Consider the following 23,593-nt stretch of genomic DNA (forward strand, 5'->3'; position numbering starts at 1 on the left):
TAGAGTTGAATTCCTTGACGGGGTAGATTCATATATCTCTTTTTTTGTCAACTTCTAATACTGTACCGACGCTCTAGGCGATCGGCAGAAAAACCCCAAGCAACAAAGTTTCAATCCCTGATAGGGTTTTAGGTTGTTTTCGGCCAAAATGGCAGAGGAAGTCGAGCTTTTTCCAGAGTTTCAATCCCTGATAGGGTTTTAGGTTGTTTTCGGCGTTTAGGCGATGATGAATTTAGCCCTTGGACAAATGTTTCAATCCCTGATAGGGTTTTAGGTTGTTTTCGGCCAGCACCCGGCAAAATCATAGGTCGCGCTTTCCGCGTTTCAATCCCTGATAGGGTTTTAGGTTGTTTTCGGCGCAAGCATTTACACTCGCTGAAAGCGTGATCATCCTAGTTTCAATCCCTGATAGGGTTTTAGGTTGTTTTCGGCTTGATCAGCGCTGAAACCCTTACACCGCTTGATTTCCAAAGTTTCAATCCCTGATAGGGTTTTAGGTTGTTTTCGGCACCTGGTGCAGATTCATCTACAACGGCTACGAACCTGTTTCAATCCCTGATAGGGTTTTAGGTTGTTTTCGGCTTGGTTAAACTCACTGAATTTCTACCAGTAAATGTTTCAATCCCTGATAGGGTTTTAGGTTGTTTTCGGCTCACAACAAGAGCTGATAACAGCTTTGATAACAACTCTGTTTCAATCCCTGATAGGGTTTTAGGTTGTTTTCGGCCGCAACCGGGGGAGGGAAGCCGACCCCGGCCAGAGGTTTCAATCCCTGATAGGGTTTTAGGTTGTTTTCGGCTTCGGCGAAGTCTTTGAATTGCCGTTTATACAAGCGGTTGCGTTTCAATCCCTGATAGGGTTTTAGGTTGTTTTCGGCATGGCCCGCCCTCCCGGCCACGACTAGCTCGCTCGCTCGCTTGTTTCAATCCCTGATAGGGTTTTAGGTTGTTTTCGGCTTACAAGTACCGCTAGTGAGGTCTGGGGGGCGATTGTTGTTTCAATCCCTGATAGGGTTTTAGGTTGTTTTCGGCAGGGCAATTACAAAGAGTTGGAAGAACTCGCCGAGTTTCAATCCCTGATAGGGTTTTAGGTTGTTTTCGGCCTATCATTTTGAGAAAGATATCTCGACTTGGCTTGACGTTTCAATCCCTGATAGGGTTTTAGGTTGTTTTCGGCCTTCTGGAAAAAACTCGATTTCCTCTGCCATTTTGCCGTTTCAATCCCTGATAGGGTTTTAGGTTGTTTTCGGCGTTGCTTCGGCTACTTCCTTAGTGCTGCTTTCTGTTGTTTCAATCCCTGATAGGGTTTTAGGTTGTTTTCGGCTTGACTACATTGCCTGGCATACCTTGTGTCGGCTTCTGTTTCAATCCCTGATAGGGTTTTAGGTTGTTTTCGGCTCGGCAGATGATTCAAACCAATACCACTGAAATGATTAGGTTTCAATCCCTGATAGGGTTTTAGGTTGTTTTCGGCTCACTGCTAGCCCGCCTTGCCAGCCCTTCAGCGTTGTTTCAATCCCTGATAGGGTTTTAGGTTGTTTTCGGCGCCCGGAGCTTGTTTTTCACCGGGGATTTTAAGGGTTTCAATCCCTGATAGGGTTTTAGGTTGTTTTCGGCGCTTCTGCTTCTAGCGCCTTTAAAGTATCTCTTTTGGGTTTCAATCCCTGATAGGGTTTTAGGTTGTTTTCGGCGCGACGATGTGACCAAGTGGCAGCGCGATCGCGTTTCAATCCCTGATAGGGTTTTAGGTTGTTTTCGGCATAATTGTGGATGGGGAAGTTTTACAAAATCTGCGTTTCAATCCCTGATAGGGTTTTAGGTTGTTTTCGGCCTTGTGTTCGTTCATTCATAAAGTTCTCTTATATATGTTTCAATCCCTGATAGGGTTTTAGGTTGTTTTCGGCAAAGCGAAATCTGCTAAGTCAGCAGCACCTAAAAGCGTTTCAATCCCTGATAGGGTTTTAGGTTGTTTTCGGCCCTTGGTTGACTCGATCGGGCCGGACGCGGGTGAGGTGGTTTCAATCCCTGATAGGGTTTTAGGTTGTTTTCGGCCCGAAAGGCATCTCATACTCTGCTGGTAGCAAGTCAGTTTCAATCCCTGATAGGGTTTTAGGTTGTTTTCGGCTCGATCGAACTTTTTTGAGTTCGTTATCAGCGACGTTTCAATCCCTGATAGGGTTTTAGGTTGTTTTCGGCCTGAAATTTAATATCCCGGTTTACGTCGCTACGGGAGTTTCAATCCCTGATAGGGTTTTAGGTTGTTTTCGGCAAAATAATTTATCCATGCCAGAATTCCCGGCAGTCGGTTTCAATCCCTGATAGGGTTTTAGGTTGTTTTCGGCCTGGCAAAGGCTGCCGACTGGGCAATCGACCAGAAAAAGATGTTTCAATCCCTGATAGGGTTTTAGGTTGTTTTCGGCGCAGATTTGAAACCGCTTCCCTGATGGATAAAAGTTTCAATCCCTGATAGGGTTTTAGGTTGTTTTCGGCCTTGGAAATTCTCGGCTATGGGTTCCCAGGTCTGGTTTCAATCCCTGATAGGGTTTTAGGTTGTTTTCGGCCAAGCGAGCAAAGAATGCCCTTCGACTATTTACGGCGTTTCAATCCCTGATAGGGTTTTAGGTTGTTTTCGGCTTCCCTCCCTCATCGCCGGAAGTTGAAGTGCTGGGTTTCAATCCCTGATAGGGTTTTAGGTTGTTTTCGGCAAATCGCTCATTCGCGGCCCGGCTCCTTGATTTGTTTCAATCCCTGATAGGGTTTTAGGTTGTTTTCGGCGTAAAAGATTAGAGTCACGAAGAGCAGCTTTGAATTTTCTGTTTCAATCCCTGATAGGGTTTTAGGTTGTTTTCGGCTAGTGTGCTTTTTTGGGGAGTATACCGGGTATCACTCGTTTCAATCCCTGATAGGGTTTTAGGTTGTTTTCGGCCTTTTTTGTTCTTCCTAGGCGTGTCGGGCTTAGTTTCAATCCCTGATAGGGTTTTAGGTTGTTTTCGGCATTTTTACTTGTGGACTATACCGGGTATCACTCGTTTCAATCCCTGATAGGGTTTTAGGTTGTTTTCGGCTATATGGCATGAGGGTTTCAGGCGTTATGGTTGAGTTTCAATCCCTGATAGGGTTTTAGGTTGTTTTCGGCCATATATCGCCTCAGCCTTTGTTATACTATCTACGTTTCAATCCCTGATAGGGTTTTAGGTTGTTTTCGGCTGTTCCCCAGTGGCGAATTCAAGGACTTTAAAATAGTTTCAATCCCTGATAGGGTTTTAGGTTGTTTTCGGCTTATTAGCGCCTGCTCCTCCGCCTTCGTATTCAATTTGGTTTCAATCCCTGATAGGGTTTTAGGTTGTTTTCGGCATTAAAAAGGCTGTGGTTTAGGGCTTTAGGCCAGGTTTCAATCCCTGATAGGGTTTTAGGTTGTTTTCGGCTGCTTAGATTGTGAATTTTGGCCGCTAGGTAACGCTTTTGTTTCAATCCCTGATAGGGTTTTAGGTTGTTTTCGGCTTGCTCAAGGGCTTATTCTTAACGATAAAGACGGTAGGTTTCAATCCCTGATAGGGTTTTAGGTTGTTTTCGGCCAGCAGCGCTGCGGGCTTGGTCAAGCTGCTTCTGTTGGTTTCAATCCCTGATAGGGTTTTAGGTTGTTTTCGGCACGATCGATGCTGGCGACGTTGTTAACCCGCACGGTTTCAATCCCTGATAGGGTTTTAGGTTGTTTTCGGCTATTGGTCGGGCATAGCTACCGAGGTAAACAGGTTACGTTTCAATCCCTGATAGGGTTTTAGGTTGTTTTCGGCTTTGGCAATCCGATTAGTGTTTTAAGAGTGCCGAGTTTCAATCCCTGATAGGGTTTTAGGTTGTTTTCGGCCCGATCGAGTTAAGCTAATAAAACATAGCTATTTGTTTCAATCCCTGATAGGGTTTTAGGTTGTTTTCGGCTAAATATTTTGCTTAGCTTCTTAATTGCTGTGATGTTTCAATCCCTGATAGGGTTTTAGGTTGTTTTCGGCCTCTAAAAAAGCTTGGTCTATAACTTGAAACTTGAGTTTCAATCCCTGATAGGGTTTTAGGTTGTTTTCGGCGTTATGGTGGCATCAAGATTCTCCTAAGCTTGTTAGCGTTTCAATCCCTGATAGGGTTTTAGGTTGTTTTCGGCTTGGTGCGATCGCCGGTGCCGGTGCCGCGTTATTGTTTCAATCCCTGATAGGGTTTTAGGTTGTTTTCGGCCTTATTTGGTGCAATTGGCTCAAATGGTAGGGATATTTGTTTCAATCCCTGATAGGGTTTTAGGTTGTTTTCGGCAGTCAAAGGTTTTAAATACAAGCGCTCCAGTTGCGTTTCAATCCCTGATAGGGTTTTAGGTTGTTTTCGGCCCACCGTAAAGTTAATTAACGCCGTTCCTTCGGGTTTCAATCCCTGATAGGGTTTTAGGTTGTTTTCGGCCAATCGTTCCTAGTTTTAAAGGCATTTCAAAAGACTCGTTTCAATCCCTGATAGGGTTTTAGGTTGTTTTCGGCATAAAGCTGAAGCAATCCGATCGGGGCGGATGTAATTTATGGTTTCAATCCCTGATAGGGTTTTAGGTTGTTTTCGGCACTGCGCCCATGCCAGTGTGATAAATACCTTCTACGTTTCAATCCCTGATAGGGTTTTAGGTTGTTTTCGGCAATACGCTTGTGGAATTAGCGGCGGGGCTTAATGTTTCAATCCCTGATAGGGTTTTAGGTTGTTTTCGGCTTACCGCTCAATAAGATCCTCAAATTTTGCTTTTGTTTCAATCCCTGATAGGGTTTTAGGTTGTTTTCGGCCGCCGGGGTCTGGGAGGCTTGAAATATAAGGTTTTCAAGGTTCAGTTGCGTCTGACTGCAATCAATATACCGTTTGGCCGATCGCCCTGTCAAGGGGGCAAATTTCAAATAGACCTCAAACTCTTTCCCAGTAAAGCTTTCAGCATTTGCGTCTGACCCGCATGAGGTACAAACCACTGCAAACCCAGTCCTAGTAAAGCTCTCAGCCATTAAAATTCACCTCCTCCGTTCAACACCTACAGCCAGACGCAAAATCAAACCATAAAGATCGTAGTATCGATCGGTGCCCGGCCGCCAATCCGCTCGATCTTGCCCTGACAGCAAGCGCACAAATAGTGAAACAGGATGCTGTCTTCTTCCGACTTAATCACCCTACTCAGACGTTGGCGCATCCGGGCATACTCGGTATCCGTCACGTCGCAATGAAACACCGAATACTGCTTCCATTCCCCATAAGACTTGAGAATCTTGTGAATCTTAGTGCGGCGCTTGTCCTCAGATATATCGTAGCAAACCAAAACAAACATAACTTAATTGCCTCCCTATTTCAGAATCAAAGGTGGATACTTATCAACTTCACCCATCAAATACTTAGCCATCAACCGCCCTTGAATTTCAAAAGCTTCTTGATAAGTACACAACTTTCCCATCACAGGATGCTTAAACTTTGACTGCTTCTTTTCTTCGTAAAGTCGCAAAAAATTGTGCAGCGCTTCTTTTGTTAAAGAAACCGCCCCGCTCAACGGTTCTGCAGTAAAATCATTAGGGGAAACTTTCTGCAAATTTATCGCTTTCAACACTACAGCATCAACTACCAAAGGTCGAAATTCTTCCATCAAATCCAGCGCTAAGGAAGGACGCCCATAGCGCTCAAAATGCAAATATCCCAAATACGGATCGAATCCCACAATATTCACTGCACTTTGAACATCGTGCCGCAGCAGAGAATATCCCAAACTTAACAGAGAATTTACCGGGTCAGTAGGCGGACGGCGGCGGCGAACTTCAAAGCTAAATTCCGGCACGCGAATCAGTTGATTGAAGCAGCCAAAATAAGTCGCACTACCCGCCCCCTCCAATCCTCGCAGAGAATTAATACTGGAAGTTTTGTCAATAGACGCGATGACTTGTTTCAATTGGGCAATGGGTTTTTCAAATTCCTGGGGAGAATATTTGCGCTGAAATTCTAACAAAGAATTGCGGTAATTCTTGAGCTTTCCCCGGACAAATCCCCTAACTAAATGCACGGCTTGTTCCGATTCCCCAGCCGCTTGCCACTGAGCTTTTCGCACAAAAATATTTTTCGTCATTTCCGGTTCCAACCTCCCCAAATAACGTCCGTTTACTGTCAAAAAACTCAAAGGAATGTGACGTTCCAAAAGTTCCAAAACCACAGCCGGCGAAACTGTAGCGCGTCCCAATGCAACAACGCCATCAATCTTAATTAATGGCACGTCCAACAGATTTTTTTTATCAGCTTTAACCGTCAGACGTTCATCGACTTTGCCGATAAAAGCATTCTCTTGAGTAATGTAAACTGTTCCCATTGTGAATTCTCCTATTTGCAGGTTAACTTGCTTCTTGGTAGCGGTTGACTTTGGCGGCAGCTTGGGGCAGACATTGGGTAAAAAGACTGCATCCGGTACACCGAGCGGTGTAAACTGGTAAAGGGATATTGCCCGATCGCCAAAGAGCACCGACTTTTTCAATAGTTGCGATCGCCTCCTGTCTCAAACCCTCAGAAATCTCCACTAATTGCCGCTGATGCGACTGCGCGTAATACACATATCCAGTGGCAATAGTTTTCCCCGTCATCTCCTCTAAACAAAGCGCTTGGGCGCAAACTTGCAACTCGTCGTTATCCCATTCTCCCTTTCGGCCCCGCTTGTATTCGACGGGATAAATCTCACCCTCAGCCGACTCAATCAAATCCGATTTACCAATCAGTCTGTAGCGCTCGGATTTCAGCCAAATCGCCCGCACCTGCCAAGTTTTATCTCGGTTAATCTCGCCCATCGTGTGAACGCGATCGTGCAAACTTGTGCCTTCAATGGTATACTGATTATCGGTGAATTCTCCAGCGCAAGACATTCGCCAACAGCGGTGAGGACAGTAAGAATACTGGTTGAGAGTTGCGATCGAAATGTAATCAAAATCGTTCATAATTTTGATGGTTTGTAGGAGATTAGTAATTGGGAATTAGTTATCCGCCAGTCGGCCAGGGGTTGAAAAATTTAATTCTGCCGTGGGAGCGAAATAATTTGAGGAATTAGTTATCCGCCACTGATCCGCCAGTTCGCCAGGGGTTGAAACCCCTGTCTCATAGCTAAAGTCGGTTGAAACCGACTGAAGAAGTAATTTAATTATTGATGATATTTTGAGCTTCTCGGTAACAGTAAGCGCAAAGGTTGAAACCGAATGAAGCAGTAATTTAATCATTCATTCTTGCAGTCCTCTTCAGAGGACTTTAGCTATTAGGCAGGGGTTTCAATCCCTGGCGGAATATGGGTTTTACGTTCAGTTATCAAGAACTTTTTTAACAACTATTCGTCTAGTCATTCCCATCCCCATCGGAGTTTTTCTCCCCACCCCGCAGTAAACCGCAAAATCAGCCAAAGCATTAATTTGCTTAATCACTAAAGGCTCCACATCTCCCAAAATCCGATAACTAACCTCCCCAACCATGCCAACAAAATCGCTTTGATAGTTAGTCAATTTTTCACTTCGGATATTGACAAATGTCGAAAAAAGTGCATCGAAGGAAAGATCGGGAAGTGCGATCGGGCTGTACTTATTCCAGCGACTGAGGAGACTATTAAAAACGCAATCTCTAGTAGGAATCACGGAATCAAATTTCCCCTGTCGAAAGGTTGTAGGAGTCGCAAAACTGAAGGCAATTAAACGATTAGTTTCGGAAGCGCGATCGTACAATTGAGAGTAATCGCAAGCATTAGCCCAAGGCTGATCTAGTTGGGGCGTGCCGAGAATCTTAGTAATCATCAAATCGGCGGGGCCGAGATGCCACGGCTTCGAGGGATTGAGATTCAGCCAAAGATTAGTTAACTTGCCGAATAAAGTGTCATCCAGCAGAGTAATTCGCCACCAACACAGCGTGTGTTCTGGAATCGATTCTGTATGTTCCCATTGCAGGGAATGGTGTTTTTTGAAAGGGCATTTTTTAGTTTGCAAAGGGCTGAGAGTGAAGGATTTTTGGGCTGTGGCATCGTGGAGGCGATCGCCGAGTTGTTTGTCAACGGAGCTCACGAGGGTGAGGAAGAGGGCGTGCAGGTGTCTTCCGGTGAGGTATCCGGGGGGAATTGGGGCCAGGGGAAGGATGTTGAGGACTAGGCTGTGTGGCATATTGGGTTAATGGTTGGTTGTGTGGATTAGGGTGCGATCACTGTTAAGTCGTCTCCTCTAATGCCTTGGTGTATGTAATAATTACTGATTTTTTCTGACCCGTGTTGCCATACTGATATAATAATTTTTCATCAAACCCATTTGTTTTCAGCTTGATGAAAACTCCCGGCAGTTCTACAAAACCTAGTTCTGGGTTATAGGAATATTCTGGATTGCCATCTGGCATAAATGCACCATCATTGCTTTGATTTATTTTGATGACAATTTCTTTTTGATAGGCAAAGCCCCAGCGTAAACCGCGCATTTCCCAGGATGTATTTTCTTGGTCATAGTAGCGTTCGCAAACATGAGTATTAGCATACTGATTGATATTGTCTTTTTTGATGGTTAAACGGTCAATTGGCACTGTCACTTGAGGCATATTTTCAATTTGGTCGCCATGAGTCCCATCGTCATAAACTAATGTTGCGGATGGTGTCCAACTCCGAGTAACGACTAGCCCTTTTTCGTGAGCGGGTTGACAAGTTAAGTCAGCACTGTAAACATAGTCATGGAGCATGGAGAATAGTTCGACTACTCGGTAATCATCAACGTAGTGCGATCGCACAATACATTCAGAGATTTGAGCAGTATTAAAATCAGTTAGCTGTTGTAGAGTATTTTGATATGTTTCCCATCCAGATTCATCCAGAGTATTAGCAAAATCTTGGATAGTATTCCCCACCAATATCACCTTAGCATCTGGAACATTACCCCGACGATTGCAGCGTCCAGCCCTCTGAATCAAGTTTTCTGGCGGACACATTTCAGAAATTAAGACCTCACTATTCAAATCGCAGCCAACTTCGATCGCACTCGTAGTTATCAAAATGTAAGGCCGATCGTTTTCATCGCGATTTTTGACGTTTTTGTAGCGAGTCGATCGAGAAAATTCTGAGTCCTTTGGAATATCAGAAATCCGACCATGATAAAGGAACAAAAATTGTCCTTGAGTATCAGTATTAAACCCCAACTCATCTTTAACCTGTGTGTAAATTTCGACTGCATCTGTGACAGTTTCAACTACAGCAATAATGCGGCGGTTAGGTTGAGATTTCCACTCTCTTAGAACAATTTGAGCAACTTGAGTTTGGAAATGCAAAGGATTAGTTGAATCGCGGTGAACTTCATTCAGCCATTCAAAAGCTTTTGTTTCATAGCTTTGTTGCTGAAATTCGCGCAGGGCATTAACATTTTCTGGATGATTGATGTAATCAATTACTTTCAGATAATCAAAGCGATCGAGATGTTGTTGTGGCATTGTAGCAGTCATTAAGACGATCGATCGTCCCGCTTCATAAAGCGACTGCACCAAGCTATGAAAGTTCGTGAAAGATATATTATCATAGCTATGAGCTTCATCAACACAGATCACAGTTTTTTCACTATGAGTTTTATCCCGATGAATCCTCAAAGGAAAGACAAATGACTTTTGCTTGTCTCCAAAAGCAAAATAGCGATAGAGAAACTTGTCCAGTGTTGTTAAAATGACATCTCCTTTGTAAAGATGACGGCGAGAATTGATTTTACGATCGACTCGCTCCCCTTTTTGGTAAATTAATCGTTCCATTTTGGAACCCGTATCTACTACTAACGAAAATTCCCGGTTTTGATTTTTAGGTAAGGCAGAAAATGTCTTGATATACTGCTCAATCCGTTGTTTTTGATCTTCTACTAAACTTCGAGCTGGCAAGGGTAAAATTAAGCGATAACCTTGAGCTAAACATGGGAATACAACAGCCTCCATTTTGCCAGAACCAGTTGGAGCTTTGAGTAAAAATGCTGGGTTAGGATTGGCGATCGCATCCCAGACATTTTGTTGCATGGGGTTGGGAATATACTTTCCTTTGCTGAGTGCTTGATACGCAGTCTCACAATTCCAATCCTGAGAACTATCTACTAACGAGTGAGATTTAATCTCAACCAACTTGGGCTGCTCTTTTTTCGCTTTTCCTTGATGAGATTGCCACCATTTTTTGACAATATCGTTGATTTTATCTTGCAGCTTATGAGGCTTATCTAACAAATTTTTTAGCTCTTCCTTGTCCTCTTCACTAAGTTTCAGCGACCAATAGGCAAAAGACAAGGGAATTGCGTCCTTATTAAAAGGAAAAGGATCTATCAGATAAGTTGAATTGTCTGATTTGAACGTGGTATAATCCATGAATGCACGAGACTCTGCTTGTTCATCATTTCCAATTACCCGACAAGCTAACTCGGCCTCAATCTGATCGCACATTTCCAAAATGTACAGTTCGCGGGCATAAGTCAGAGGTTCTTTGGTCAAAATTTCTTCATATTTGTGTGACTCTTTTTTCAACTTGTAAGCATCACGACTAATATCACCCACAGAGAAATCGTGATGTCCTATAGCCAGATACTTTGCCCAAATATCAGGACTATCAGCTAAGAATCTATGCCCCTTGAAGGAGTAAATATATTCTTTAAATTTACCTTCTTTCGTGGCTTTAGCCTCCAGTTTAAATTTAGGCGGTTTGCCAATATCATGAATTCTAGCAGCTTCATCAACTCGTGCTTTTGATTCTTCCCGTTCAGTTTCAGTGTTCCCTGGAAAATCCTCAATTTTCCAAGCTTTGACTAGCTTTCTGACATTACCAACATGATTGCCAAGAGGCTGAAAGTAAACTACATCAGGAATAGGATTAGTTTTGTCTGGGAAAAATACTCGACCGAAATCGAAACTGCGCTGGCGTTTTTGCTTAGACATTAACTTCACCTCTTAACAAGTTAACAAGGGATACGGGGATATGAATTTCTCCATCAGTGTAATAATCAAGAGTTGGAGTATAATCCCCTTGTTTTGGGTAATAGGCAGTAACAAAGGGAATAAATCCATCTACAGGAGTTCGAGTGTTATCTAAAAATCCTGCCTCTTCTGAATCTGTTTCATCATTAGTTTGCCAGTTGTAGCGGTACAAATTGTAGATATCACAGCCGATAAATTGACCGCTTTGCAATAAGGCTTCCATCGGTACAATGGTTGATGGATAAGCTTGAACTGTTTCGCGCCTTAACTCAATAATTTCCGAAACTTTTGTCACTACAGCAAAACCTTCTTTACCCAGTTTGCAACCATAGTTTTTTAATTTTGGGAAATGTTCTAATCCCTGCAAGGATTCGCTGACAACATATCCAACTAATTCCCCGACAATTAAATATTCCCAAGTGTGGAGTTGAAAGTTGGCTTTGTCTTTTTCCACATACAAGCGGGAAAATACATCGTGATTAAATTCGCGCATTCCTTTGCGATATGTTTTATGCACTCCCCGCCAAGTGTTTAAGCTAGGATAGGCTCCTAGCGCAACATAATGACGGGGTAAAGCATAAAATGGGGGGTCATCTTTGTTGATTCGAGTTTCAGGAATTTCTAAGCCTACACTGAGCATTCCTAGCCTTCGTAAAAATCCCGATAGAGTTGTTGGCGGTACAAAAGGATAGGTGGCAATATTGAGAATTGACCCCGGAAGAATGCGGAATGTCATTGCTGCGGTAGGTGTGATGGTGAGTTTTATGCAGTACATAGATCACGCCTGTAAAACGGTTTCAACAAAGTTGGCGGCGTATTCTTGTAATTTCTCTAATGCTGCATTTCCAATCCAGCGATCGAAGTTATGGTTATGGATATGATCCGAATCACTTTCTGGCGTTCTGGCTAGTTGAAGAAATTTATAGATAGCCTCTCCGGGATGAGTTTCTGAAGGGGAAATAATTGGACGTTTGCCTCTGGGAGAGAGATAGCGATCTAAGACTAATAATGGCATAGAAACATCAAAATTAATTTCTTGACCATTAGCTCGAATAATTTGCTCATCATTTTCAGCGATCGCAATTCCCTTGGGATTTCCTGAACCTATGCGCGGCAAAGAATCCAGAAAAGCATAGGCGACAGAGGAAAAATCTCGATCGGTAATACTCAACGCATGATTAGAAACCGGATAGAGAATACCAGGCTGATTGTACTGGCGCTTAAATGGTATAGGTGTTTCATCCTTTTGATTTACCAGACGTGCCGGGTGCATTGCCCGTTGCTTTTCTACTGGGTAGATATCTTGAACAGCAACACCGCCACCGTGAGTAACGCGACCAATTAAAGTGCTTTTTCCGGGGTCAAGTGCGCCATAGGGAGCGCAAATAGGACAGTCTGTTTTGGCGCAAGTTTTAGGAATGCCACATTGTTGTTTATCTCCTAGCAATTCTCCGCTTTTTACAGGTGCCCACAGCAAGCAGCGACGTTCAACTCCTCGCCGTTTGGTTGGAGAAATATAACATTTTTCGATGGATTTTCCATCCTTAGTAGTGAGCTTCACTATCTCCACCAAGTTGACATTGACTTGTACTTCATGTCCAAAATAAAGCTCCTGCGAACCTTCAAGAATGGCATAAATGTCAAAGTGCATACGAGGATTGTTTTCATCGGTTTTGGGTAATCCACTCGTTACTTTGGATTGCTTAACCGTCTCTGAAGTATTTTCAGATTCGTCATTAGTTGTTTGATTTTTTTTTGCAGGCATGATTAGTTTTTCTCCGTTGTAGATTTCAATTTGCGAACCAATTCAGGAAAACGAGTGTAGAGAGAAAGTTTTAAGTTATAAGTTAACTCATTCCACTCTCTGTCTTGACTGTAACCATTTTCAGCAAAGTAGGTATAAGCTCTCATCACATCATCAGCATAAAGAGTCAGCCAAGTCTGCTGTTTCTCTGCATCTTTTCCTTCTCTATTGGTAATTTTCAACTCCTCCAATAAGTTCTTTGTCTGTTCATAAACAAAGTAGTTTTCTGGGTTGCAGTAAAGCCGCGCTTGGACATTAATTTTTTTCTCATCCCCAAGGGTAGCGTAGTAGCAAAAAGCAACCGCGTCATCAACTTTTTCAATAATTTTGCTGACTTCTCTTTCTGCATCTTCTATTTTCATTGCCTTTTGAGCTGTACTTTCCAAAGATTGAGCAAAGGCATAGGTTAAGCCAGTTAAAGCTGTCACATCCCTATATAATTTTGCTCGTTTAGCTATTTGGTTTAATGAATCCATCTTTACTCCTTGTAATTTCAAGTCTTCTCGAATGATTTTCCAGTAGAGTTGGCGAACTTTCTCTAGTTGCAAATAGTTGACTTTAGCAGCAGTCTTGGTCACATCGTATTCAGCAAGAAAGGGTAAATCATCCTCTATATAGCGAACAGCATCGCCCAGAGTCATATTAATTTCCTTACCAGTAATTACAATTGATTGACTGTAACCTTCGATCATTCCCTTGATGAACACTAGATGTCTACTGGCTAGTTGTTTTGACTGACTTCCCTGAATAATTAGCGAGAATTTAAAATCAGCTAAAACCTCAAGAGGAAAGATTGATGCTACTTTGGCTAGTGCATATTGAAGCTGACCGAGTTTCTGGGATGCTAAATCACCGCCACCTGTTCGATCGGAGGCTAAAACTACATATCGACCTGCACTTAAATGTAACTCTTTATTGGTTAACATTCTAATGTAGTCTTTAACTTTGAGTTTAGCAGGTTCACTTTGATTGACAGGTTCAAGTTTCAAAATGATACTTTCATCAGTAACTTTCAGGGGTGAAGCAAAGGCCAAGGCCGAACAGGAAGCACAAATATAGGGTCGATCTTCGCTTGATGATGATTGACGACGCTGGGAGGGTCGCTCGAACATAAATCTGGCTACTTTCCATTTAGCATCTTGGAGACTAACGCCACAGGAGTAACAAAAATGTTTGCCGTCATCTCCCGCCGATCGCACTTCTTTGATACTTGGCTGTTCGCTCAGCAATGGTTCAGGGAATGGATCGCTTGGTGGATTTTCTAAAAGGCGATACATCTCTAGAATACACTGAGTAAAGATGTCTCCACGAGTTGCATTGATCTGGTCTGTAGCCGTTTTAGTGAAAGTTTTAGAAATGTTAACAATATCTTTGAACCGAGCAGAGTTTTGTTCGCGATCGCACTGAATAAACTTAAATGGTTCACCCTCTGACTCTGCAAATAAACGAATCTTTTGCTGGAGAGACTCTTGAGTAAAAATGATTTGAGTAACTAGCTTATCTTGCTGTTTTTGTAACTTGTTTCTCTGTGCTTTCGTTAATCCTGAGTCTGCCAATTCACTTTGGATTTGATTTAGCTCTTGCGTTATAGACTGTTGCTCTTTCAGGACTTTACCAAAGGACTTTTGAAAAGCTTCATTGTACTTTTTCGCTTCCTTTAACTGCATCTCCTCCTTGTCTTGTAACTTTTTTGCTGAAGATGTGCGGTCTTTTGCACTTACTTCGGGATTATCCAGTTCTTTTTTGAGATAGTCAATATCATTTTTACGCTTTGTTTGACGCTTTTCTACCTCCCTAACAACTGCCAAATACCAAGCGGCTAAAACATTAGATTGCTCTGGCGTCAAAATCGGAATTTCCAAGGTACTGAAACCGCGTCCGGCTAGAGTGACACTATTGAGCATGACAATGAATGTCTGTACTAATCCTGGTAAATTGTGCTTGGTATCCCCATAAGTTGAGAAAGCAATATTTTCGATAAACTCTCGCCAATATTGAGTAAAGTCTGCTGGTGCTTTTCGATGGGGAATAAAAACCTGTACGTGATAGTCACTTTCATGGAGTACCGCTATTTGATATTGCTTCTGCAAATACTCTAAAAATCTATCTATGGCGCTTTCAATAGATAATCTGGCTTGTAGCTCTCCTGGTAACGCCGATTTGTACAGAATCTGAGTTTTGCCAATTTCTTGATTTTGATAGATAACGCGATCGCCTGTGAAAGTGAGTTTTGGTAGCTGAGTTTTTTCTTGACTGCGCCTGAGTCTGAGTTCTCTAACTAGACCAGAGTCGCTGAAAGAATGCGCGATCGCTACCGCCTCTGACTGATTTGCTAATTTAGTAATTACTTCTGACCTTTGACGGTCAGAAATAACTTTAGCAGCTAAGGCACTCAAAAGAATGCTGATGTCAGAGTTAGTAATCTCATCCATAGCGTCTTCATTTGAGACTTTTTGAGGCTGTTCATCCAAATCATCAAACAAAGAGAGTTGCTTCCAATTCACAGTCATTTACCTCCAGTAGCTGAATATTAGGAGTAGTAGATACTACCCCCAATATCTGAGAAAGTTTATTTAAGAAGCGCTCGCTTTCGGACTCGTCACCAACCGATATTCGTGGTGCTGTCCTTCTATCCGTCGCTTATCAAACTTGTAACCCCGCTTCTTCAAAACGTGCTGCGTTGCGGAAAACCGATGACTGATTTTTGCCACCAATTCCTCTGTTGAGTGCCACTGCCCATCGGACATCAGTTGCAGTAGGCGATCAGTAAGACTTTCTTTCATGGCAGGCTGCCTTAAGCTGTCAGGCTTTCTTAAGTACAATAAGTAGAGTATTGCAGATTATTATGAATAATGCAAGTATATTTTACCGATGTCTAGGAAAAAAGAAACACTTACACTGTCAGTTCCGCCGGGAACTAAGGAGCAGCTAGAGGAGCTAGCTCGCCGCTTGAACATTTTCTGGGGCAAAAGTCCCAGTCCTTCGGGGTTGATCGTCGCGATCGCCCAACAAACGCCGGAAGTCCGCAAACTCTTTACCCTGAACCAGACTCAGGTGGAAGCGCTACTGCAAGCCACTAAAATCCTGACAGATTCAGGTCACGCCGGACAAGCTCAAACCCTTTTAAGTCTGCTGTTAGACCAAGGAGAGCTTGAAGCGCCGATGCGTCAATCGCTTTGGCAATTAGCTAATCAGCCTAGCGTGGCATGGCGAACTCACGTCGATCAACACCTCAATAACCAGCAACCTTTCCGCCTGCTCTACCTGAACGCTCAAGACGAGGAACTGGAGTTTACAGTGCGCTACGCGGAGATTTCCTTTGAAGAAAAGCGCTTTTACTTGGAAATCTGGTGCGAAGAGACTAACGATCTCAAAAATCCCGACTATCCCGAACTTGTTCACAATCGGTGTTTGCGGTTCGATCGCATCAAGGCTATTGAGCCAATGGACGGAGAGTGGCGCGAGGAAGGCTTAGATTTTTTGAAAGTGTACTTACACTTTTATCGTGGCATGGTAAAAGCTTACGAACGCAGGCAAAAAGATATCAGTGAGGAAGATCAAGTCATCGGAGATGTCCGCCAAGTCGTGCGGCGCGTCTCTAATCCCTTTTGGCTGATTCGGGAGGTATTCCGTTACGGCGAAGATTGCGTCATTGTGTCTCCAGACAGCGTGCGCGATCGCTTCCAACAAAAACTGATCGCCCTCTGCCGCCAGTACAACATCGAAATCCGCGATTAGATCAAAAAAAAGCAGCCTGTAAAGGCTGCTTTGACAAATAAACCGTTGTTGAGTTAGAGGAGAAAACTTTAAATCGAATTCAAATTACCGCTGTTTCCACTCCTGCCTGAGTTTCCACTATTTTCATCTACCGCTGACTCACCTTGCCTTCAGAACAAAACTTCAAATCCCGATTAGAATGCTGCGGAAAGTTCGTTGACTACTTGGACTCGGCCTCTGAGCACCGCCCGCAACAAGCGGTTGACACAGCCTCTGTCTTCGTCATTCAGAGAGTCGTCGAAGGTGGCGGCCATCAAACCGTAGCGATCCGCCAGAGTCAAAACGCCTGTATCGGTTACAGAAGCGAGGATTTCAGAGATAGCGCCGGGGAGGAGTTGTACGGGGTGCATGGCAGTGCGGTTGAATTCGATATATTTATCATCTTCTGGTTTCCTCAAAAGATCGGTGATATTAATGAGGCCGCGAAGGTGATTGTCAGGGGTGAAAGCAAGTGATCCGAATACAGTAAAGTTGTGACTTGGGTCACAGGGCGATCGCCCGACAGCTTAAAACCAACCTCTGGCAGATGCGCCCATACCAGCGGAATTTATACATTGGGTATGATTTCTAAATGAGTTCCACCCTTACCCCCGTAATAAAAATGCTTGATTTTCTCAATCCCATTTTGGGCCGCAAGCCCGATCGCATCAAAGCCAATGTGGAAATCTATACTTGGCAAACCTGTCCCTACTGCATCCGCGCCAAAACTTTGCTGTGGTGGAAAGGCGTAAATTTCACGGAATACAAAATTGATGGCGACGAAGCCGCTAGAAAAGCAATGGCCGAACGCGCTAACGGACGCCGCAGCGTGCCCCAAATTTTCATTAATAACCAACACGTAGGCGGATGCGATGACATTCACAAACTTGATGCAGAAGGACAGTTAGATTCGCTGCTAGCTCAACCAGCAGTTTAAATTAGTGTAGGTTGGGTTTGGTTCCACCTGCTCAACCTACAAATTTACAAATCTTTGGCAAATTTACCTAAATTATCTTGCCGCCATTTAGCATCCGATCGCCTGTCTGTTTGTAATTCTAAGACCCGAATCCCGCTATTTGGTAGCAAATTTAATTTTTCTTTGAACTGTTCCCAATCGTCAATAACCTCGTGTTGCACCCCATAAGTTGCACACAACTGAGCAAAATTTATCTGCTGCGGCGTGGCAAAAAACTCTTCAAAAGGCGGGTCAAATTTGGCAACGGGCAACATTTCAAAAATTCCGCCGCCGTTGTTATTAATTAATATGATTGTCAAATGACCTACAAATTTATTTTTAATTAAAAAGCCGTTTGTATCGTGCAAAAGTGCTAAATCGCCTGTTAGCATGATGCTGCTTTGATTGCGGTGAGCAACTCCCAAAGCAGTTGATAATGTGCCGTCTATACCGTTAGCGCCGCGATTGAAAAACGGTTTTATTTCTAAGTTGTTCGGCTTCCAGAAAAACTCTACATCTCTGACGGGCATACTGTTGGCAATAAATATCGGTGTTCCCGGTGGCAAAATTTGGGAAAGCAGCCAGGAAACTTTGGGTTCGATTATGTTGTTAATTGCTGATATTTTTTGGTCTATTGTTTGTCTGACTTGGATTTCGGTGTTGCGCCAAAGTTGGAGGTATTCGTTTGAGGGAGAGGTTTGAACCCCCCCTAACCCGCCCTTGCTAAGGGGGGGGATTTGAGTTGATTCGTCCTTGTTAAGGGGGGGGATTTGAGGGGGGGTATTAGTGGTAGCAGGGGCTCGATCCCCCCCTAACCCCCCCTTAATAAGGGGGGGGACAAGAGTTAATATAGTTGCGAGATTAGTTGCGAGATTTTCAGGGGAGGTTCGCAGGTGAATGGTTTTGCCGTGTAGCGGATCGAAGTTGTGGTGGCTGGGGTCGATTATGTAGCGTTTTGGTTGGGTTTTGTCTAGCCAGTTTCGCAATTCTTTGCTTGTGGGAAAGTCTCCGATTTGAATGGCGATTTCTGGGGTTAATTTATCTGCTAGTTCGCGGTTTCGCAGGATTAAATCGTAGGTGGAAATTAGATGGGGGTTTAGTTGGGCGTAGTTTCTGACTGGGGATAGTCCTTCTGCTAAAACTGGCCAGTTTAAGGATTTGGAAATTTGGGCGATCGCACTACAGTATTTTCCGGCTAATTGAGGCTGTGCAACGCCTGCAATAATAATCCCTTTGCTGCACTTTTGCCATTGTTGCATTGTACTTTCTGCTCCCCTCCTTAACAAGGGGGGGGTAGAGCTTTCTCCTGCAAAAATTGGTTCTAATCCTGCAAAGAAATGTTCGGGATTGAATTGTGTTTCTAAAGCTTCTACAGCTATGTCTGGAACGGGTACAAGTGGGTCGCGAAACGGGATGTTGAGGTGGACGGGGCCTGGTGTTGGAAATTGCGATCGCTCCCAAGCATACACGATCGTCTGCCGCAGATAGTCTAGCATTCCTCTGGACGCAGAAGGTATCGCTAATTCGGCTTGCCAGTTCGGATAATTGCCGTATATTTTCACTTGGTCGATCGCTTGTCCGGCGTGACAGTCCCGCAATTCAGGAGGTCGATCTGCGGTGAATATTAGCAGCGGGATTCGACTTTCTCTGGCTTCTATTATCGCAGGATAAAAGTTGGCGGCTGCGGTTCCCGACGTACAAATTAGTGCGGTTGGTAAACCGGATTTTTGGGAGATTCCTAATGCAAAAAAGCTGGCTGAACGTTCGTCGAGTATGGGAATAGTTTCTATTTTGTTGTTCTGGGCAAAAGCGATTGTTAAGGGTGCAGATCGCGAACCGGGACAAATCACGGCGGTAGTTAATCCCAACCGCTGCAAAGTTTCTGCTAATACGGAAGCCCAGACGGTATTTGTGTTGCGAAAATCTATTGGCATTGCTAAACCTGAGTAGCTCAACTCTGTATTGTGCTAGGATATTATACTCAAATAATTGTCAGGATACATTTTTATGATTCTTGAGGCGGTTGTGCTTAATGTCAAATCTGGCTGTGAGGGTGATTTTGAGATAGCTTTTAGAGAAGCCTCCAGTCTGATATCGTCTATAGATGGATATTTATCTCACGAACTTCATCGCTGTACAGAAGTTCAAGGAAAATATCTATTATTGGTTAGATGGGAAAATTTAGAAGCTCATACCATTAGATTTAGGAATTCCGACCAATATCAAGAGTGGAAAAGAATGCTTCACCATTTTTACGATCCTTTTCCCATAGTAGAACATTTTGAGGAGGTGAAAATTAATTAACATGACTTACGTCCAACCAAAGAAACCGGGTTTTTACGGAATATTCGGGCTATAACGCGTCTTTTCGTAAAAAACCCGGTTTCTGGGAGCGGATTAAAATTAGCTGAATTAGACTAAAGCATTTAAAAGTGGTTGTAATTTGAGCTGAATTTCTGCTAGTTCTTTTTCCGGTTCGGAACCTGCCACAATACCATTACCAGCATAGAGTATAGCCCGATCGCCGTCGATTAATGCCGATCGAATCCCGACCGCGAATTCCCCATTGCCACGGGCATCGATCCAGCCGATGGGTGCTGCGTAGAGGGAGCGATCACAGGTTTCGCAGCGGCGAATTTGTTCGAGGGCGATGTCTCTCGGAACGCCTGCTACCGCTGGGGTTGGATGCAGTTGAGCTAAAATCTTTAATAAATGAATATTGGCGGGAATTTGAGCTGTGATTGGTGTCCACAAATGCTGAATGTTTGATAGTTGCAGCAGTCGGGGAGTTGGGGAACAATTGGGGGTTATGCCTAGTTTAGAAAGGTGATGGACTATAAAATCAATCACAACTTGATGTTCTCGAATATCCTTCTCACTCTCTAGCAACCCCTGGGCTAGTTTCGCATCTTCTGCTTCACTTTTTCCCCTCGGTGCTGAACCTGCTAAAGCATCGGTTGATAACTGATTGTTGTGAATGCTAATTAAGCGTTCTGGACTGGCACCGATGAAATTTTGACCTTTGCCGTTACTGGTTGAAAATACATAGCAATCTGGATAACTGAGGCGCAAGTTATTTAAGGAATCTATTAAATTGAAAGGGGTTTTAGAAATTACACTTATGGCTTGGTATAAAACAATTTTACTAAAATATTGAGATTTTATCAATTCTAAAGCCGACTTGACTGATGTTTTAAATTGACTGGCCTCATTGACGGGGATTTGTTTCAAAGATATCGAGCTGTCGAACACAGTAGTTAATTTATGGTATTTTATAGAGGCAATTTTATCAAATGTTTGCCAGATATTTTCGGCGATGGTTTTAATGTTTATATCTTTTTCTATGACGGCATTGGCGACGATAATGCAGCTATCTTTCTGTCTGGAAATTTGCCATTTTGGTAAAAATATGGTAGCGGGCGGAAAGTAAGAATTAGCCGCAATGTTCTCATCAAAAAAAGTAAAACTGCAAAAAAAGTGAGGCCCGCTAAATGGCAAGCGTTCCGCACCAATGGTAATTGTATTGGCAAGTGTTGAACGAATAAAATTTTGAGCTAAGGTAAATCGATCGGTTCCTGCTACTGTGAGATGGATTGCCGAATCGAGGGCTGCGATCGCAAAACTTTTGCCGACAATTGGGTTTCTTTTTTCAAAGTAAAAGTGCCGCTGACAAGGTTCGGAAATCTCTTGCAGTACAGCTAGCGGATCGACGGGGTAAATTTCCTGAGAAATACTAACTATTTTTGTGCGATCTTTTTCGGTTAAAGACTGCTGGCAATTTAACAGAAACTGATGCAGTTGATTGCGGTTTTGCAAGAGATTAGCGCGGTGCGGTATTACTGTCATGAAAGCGAGAATAGCAGATTTGTCAGATAGAGTGTGGGTTTGTCCGGCTAAAACCCCTATTTCGATCTAAGCACGGGAGGGCGATCGCAAAACATGACCTTTCGAGTTTCCCGGAAAGTTTGGGCTCAGCGGGGGGCAAAAAACAGACGATCTTCTTCGTTGGCGTAGCCCCCGTAGGGGCGGACTTCGCCAACGCGCGATCAATCGAAACATTTAGACATAAAACTTTAAGATTGAGCGACTCAATTTCGACTCTCATGCGATCGACCCCGCAGAGGTTTGCAGGCGGGCATTACCGGGCGTGCGATCGCCCGCAAAGCCTCTCAAGGGATGCCCCCCACGCACTCAACCCAATACAGAGTAGACTTTCTTCACCAATAAAATTGTAAAATTACTACGCTGCTATCAATTGAATCAAGTTTGTGTAATGACAACAAAGTTAATTGAACGTTCAAATAGTAAATTGTGGCTGGCGGCAATCAAGCCGCCTATGTACAGCGTTGCGGTGATTCCTATTTCAGTAGGAACAGCCATTGCTTTTGCCGAAACTCAAACGATTAATTCGTCAATTTTTTCGACATTTTTAATGTCAGCCATTTTGATTATAGCATGGCTGAATCTCAGCAATGATGTATTTGACTCGGAAACAGGCATCGATAAAAACAAAGCGCATTCCCTAGTTAACTTAACCGGAAATAAAGCTTTAATTTTCGGGCTAGCCAATCTGTTTTTAGCAGTCGGAGTGTCTGGAATCTGCGCCATAAGCTGGTGGCAAAAAGACCCAACAGTAATTTTGCTAGTAGTTTTGTGCTGTGCTCTCGGCTACACTTACCAAGGGCCTCCGTTTCGTCTTGGCTATCAGGGTTTAGGGGAAATAATCTGCTTTTTCACTTTTGGGCCGCTAGCCTTCGCCGCTGCTTATTACAGTCAGACTCAAACTTGGTCTGCCACTAATTTTGCGGCTTCGGCAATCGTGGGAATTACTACGAGTATCATCTTATTTTGTTCCCACTTTCATCAAATTGCGGATGATTTGGCGGCGGGTAAAAAATCGCCAATTGTGCGACTCGGTACAAAGAAAGGTGCCCAGTTGTTGCAGTGGTTGTGCGGCAGCGTTTATGCTTTGACTGTGCTATTTGTGGCTGTGGGAATGTTCCAAATTTGGACTCTGTTGATTTTTGGGAGTTTGCCATTTGCGATCGACCTTTGCCGCCATGTCACAGACTATCACGACCAACCGGGAAAGGTCAGCAACTCTAAGTTTATCGCAGTTACGCTGCATTTTTCGAGCGGATTGCTGCTGGCGTTGGGGTTTGCTTTGTAGATCGGGCGATCGAGAATTTCGGTAAAATGGAGGTATGGTTTGCTAAGTTGAGGGAGTTGGTGGAGTTGGGTGACTTCTCAAAATTTTCTTTAATTTAGCAATCCATACCTCATATTGAATCGTATAATTATATATGGACAAATTTAATAATTATAACTTTCACTATTCCTTAACTGGCAACAAGAATCAGCCGACACTTTTATTTTTGCATGGATTCACGGGCAGCAGTCAAGACTTTAGCAGCGTCATTCCCTTACTTTCTAACAGTTATTGCTGCTTAGCAGTTGACCTGCCCGGTCACGGAAAAACTGAAGTCAACAACGACGAAAGTTGCTACAATATGTCAAATACTGCCCAAGCATTAATCGAGTTATTGGATAATTTACAAATAGACAAATGTTTGTTGTTGGGCTATTCAATGGGCGGGCGATTGGCACTTTACATGACATTACATTTTCCAGAAAGATTCGAGAAAGTAGTGTTAGAGTCAGCTTCGCCAGGATTGAAAACAGAAAAAGAGCGATCGCACCGCCGGCAAGCCGATTTACAGCTAGCACAAAAGCTAGAAAATAGCAACATTAAAGATTTTTTATTAAACTGGTACGATCGCCCTTTATTCAAATCTTTAAAAAATTCTCCCAACTTCGACAAACTCATAGAAAGCCGCTTAGCAAACAATCCCTTAGAATTAGCCAAATCCCTCCGCAACATGGGAACCGGCAACCAGCCCTCTCTCTGGGGAAAACTGGCACAAAATCAAATCCCTCTCCTTTTGCTAGCTGGAGAATATGATAATAAATTTACAACTATAAATACGGAAATTGCCAGCTTGTGTCCAGCCGCCCTTCTGGAAATTGTACCAAAAGCTGGTCACAATATCCATTTTGAAAATATTGATAAGTTTGGATCTGTTGTGAGACAATTTTATGATTAACTAA

At 43.4% G+C, this 23,593-nt stretch carries 18 protein-coding genes and 1 CRISPR repeat array; of the genes, 5 read left to right on the forward strand and 13 right to left on the reverse strand.

Annotated elements, in window-relative coordinates; all coding sequences use genetic code 11:
* The first annotated feature begins 107 nt into the window (after positions 1 to 107).
* A CRISPR array of direct repeats spans positions 108 to 4,804; the repeat unit is 37 nt; unit sequence GTTTCAATCCCTGATAGGGTTTTAGGTTGTTTTCGGC.
* Positions 4,805 to 5,058: 254 nt separating this feature from the next.
* The 10 genes from cas2 to QUA36_RS21925 all read right to left on the reverse strand — a co-directional run bounded on the left by cas2 (position 5,059) and on the right by QUA36_RS21925 (position 15,557).
* Positions 5,059 to 5,331, reverse strand: coding sequence for a CRISPR-associated endonuclease Cas2 (cas2, locus tag QUA36_RS21880; protein ID WP_333165245.1), 273 nt, complete (start codon positions 5,329 to 5,331; stop codon positions 5,059 to 5,061).
* 15 nt (positions 5,332 to 5,346) lie between these two features.
* Positions 5,347 to 6,351 (reverse strand): type I-D CRISPR-associated endonuclease Cas1d, encoded by a 1,005-nt coding sequence (gene cas1d / locus QUA36_RS21885; protein WP_333459091.1) that lies wholly within the window; start codon positions 6,349 to 6,351, stop codon positions 5,347 to 5,349.
* A gap of 22 nt (positions 6,352 to 6,373) precedes the next feature.
* Positions 6,374 to 6,967 (reverse strand): CRISPR-associated protein Cas4, encoded by a 594-nt coding sequence (gene cas4 / locus QUA36_RS21890; protein ID WP_333459092.1) that lies wholly within the window; start codon positions 6,965 to 6,967, stop codon positions 6,374 to 6,376.
* A gap of 36 nt (positions 6,968 to 7,003) precedes the next feature.
* Entirely contained in the window at positions 7,004 to 7,243 is a 240-nt protein-coding gene (locus QUA36_RS21895) for a hypothetical protein (protein WP_333459093.1), read from the reverse strand.
* A 78-nt stretch (positions 7,244 to 7,321) separates the two neighbouring features.
* Entirely contained in the window at positions 7,322 to 8,164 is an 843-nt protein-coding gene (gene cas6, locus QUA36_RS21900; protein WP_333459094.1) for a CRISPR-associated endoribonuclease Cas6, read from the reverse strand.
* A gap of 43 nt (positions 8,165 to 8,207) precedes the next feature.
* Positions 8,208 to 10,931, reverse strand: coding sequence for a CRISPR-associated helicase Cas3' (gene cas3 / locus QUA36_RS21905; RefSeq protein WP_333459095.1), 2,724 nt, complete (start codon positions 10,929 to 10,931; stop codon positions 8,208 to 8,210).
* The gene (locus QUA36_RS21910) at positions 10,924 to 11,745 is read right to left on the reverse strand and encodes a hypothetical protein (protein WP_333459096.1); all 822 of its coding nucleotides are present in this window, start codon (positions 11,743 to 11,745) and stop codon (positions 10,924 to 10,926) included. Before QUA36_RS21910 ends, cas3 begins: the two co-directional genes overlap by 8 nt.
* 3 nt (positions 11,746 to 11,748) lie before the next feature.
* Positions 11,749 to 12,735: a hypothetical protein gene (locus QUA36_RS21915; protein WP_333459097.1), complete on the reverse strand. Its 987-nt coding sequence runs from the start codon at positions 12,733 to 12,735 to the stop codon at positions 11,749 to 11,751.
* 2 nt (positions 12,736 to 12,737) lie between these two features.
* On the reverse strand, positions 12,738 to 15,278 hold the full coding sequence (locus tag QUA36_RS21920; RefSeq protein WP_333459098.1) for a hypothetical protein: 2,541 nt from the start codon (positions 15,276 to 15,278) through the stop codon (positions 12,738 to 12,740).
* Positions 15,279 to 15,347: 69 nt separating this feature from the next.
* A complete protein-coding gene (locus tag QUA36_RS21925) occupies positions 15,348 to 15,557 on the reverse strand; it encodes a hypothetical protein (protein ID WP_333228775.1) in 210 nt (69 codons plus the stop codon).
* A gap of 88 nt (positions 15,558 to 15,645) precedes the next feature.
* Between QUA36_RS21925 and QUA36_RS21930 the strand changes: the two genes are divergently transcribed.
* A complete protein-coding gene (locus tag QUA36_RS21930; protein WP_333459099.1) occupies positions 15,646 to 16,512 on the forward strand; it encodes a WYL domain-containing protein in 867 nt (288 codons plus the stop codon).
* A gap of 173 nt (positions 16,513 to 16,685) precedes the next feature.
* On the opposite strand, the gene QUA36_RS21935 is transcribed toward QUA36_RS21930, so the two are convergent.
* Complete coding sequence (locus QUA36_RS21935; protein WP_172188518.1) at positions 16,686 to 16,901, reverse strand: hypothetical protein; 216 nt, start codon at positions 16,899 to 16,901, stop codon at positions 16,686 to 16,688.
* Between the two features lie 251 nt (positions 16,902 to 17,152).
* Here QUA36_RS21935 and grxC point away from each other — a divergent pair, with 251 nt between their 5' ends.
* Positions 17,153 to 17,467 (forward strand): glutaredoxin 3, encoded by a 315-nt coding sequence (grxC, locus tag QUA36_RS21940; RefSeq protein ID WP_333165275.1) that lies wholly within the window; start codon positions 17,153 to 17,155, stop codon positions 17,465 to 17,467.
* A gap of 44 nt (positions 17,468 to 17,511) precedes the next feature.
* On the opposite strand, the gene menD is transcribed toward grxC, so the two are convergent.
* A complete protein-coding gene (gene menD, locus QUA36_RS21945; RefSeq protein ID WP_333459100.1) occupies positions 17,512 to 19,419 on the reverse strand; it encodes a 2-succinyl-5-enolpyruvyl-6-hydroxy-3-cyclohexene-1-carboxylic-acid synthase in 1,908 nt (635 codons plus the stop codon).
* Between the two features lie 73 nt (positions 19,420 to 19,492).
* Here menD and QUA36_RS21950 point away from each other — a divergent pair, with 73 nt between their 5' ends.
* Positions 19,493 to 19,789 (forward strand): antibiotic biosynthesis monooxygenase, encoded by a 297-nt coding sequence (locus tag QUA36_RS21950; RefSeq protein ID WP_333165277.1) that lies wholly within the window; start codon positions 19,493 to 19,495, stop codon positions 19,787 to 19,789.
* A 108-nt stretch (positions 19,790 to 19,897) separates the two neighbouring features.
* Here the strand turns inward: QUA36_RS21950 and QUA36_RS21955 are convergent, their stop codons facing one another.
* Entirely contained in the window at positions 19,898 to 21,331 is a 1,434-nt protein-coding gene (locus QUA36_RS21955) for an isochorismate synthase (protein WP_333459101.1), read from the reverse strand.
* Positions 21,332 to 21,758: 427 nt separating this feature from the next.
* Here QUA36_RS21955 and menA point away from each other — a divergent pair, with 427 nt between their 5' ends.
* Both menA and menH read left to right on the forward strand, forming a co-directional pair.
* A complete protein-coding gene (gene menA / locus QUA36_RS21960; RefSeq protein ID WP_333459102.1) occupies positions 21,759 to 22,655 on the forward strand; it encodes a 2-carboxy-1,4-naphthoquinone phytyltransferase in 897 nt (298 codons plus the stop codon).
* Positions 22,656 to 22,788: 133 nt separating this feature from the next.
* Complete coding sequence (gene menH, locus QUA36_RS21965) at positions 22,789 to 23,589, forward strand: 2-succinyl-6-hydroxy-2,4-cyclohexadiene-1-carboxylate synthase (protein ID WP_333459103.1); 801 nt, start codon at positions 22,789 to 22,791, stop codon at positions 23,587 to 23,589.
* Positions 23,590 to 23,593 lie beyond the last annotated feature (4 nt).

It is taken from the genome of Microcoleus sp. Pol10D4, from assembly GCF_036701555.1.
Taxonomy (GTDB): domain Bacteria; phylum Cyanobacteriota; class Cyanobacteriia; order Cyanobacteriales; family Microcoleaceae; genus Microcoleus.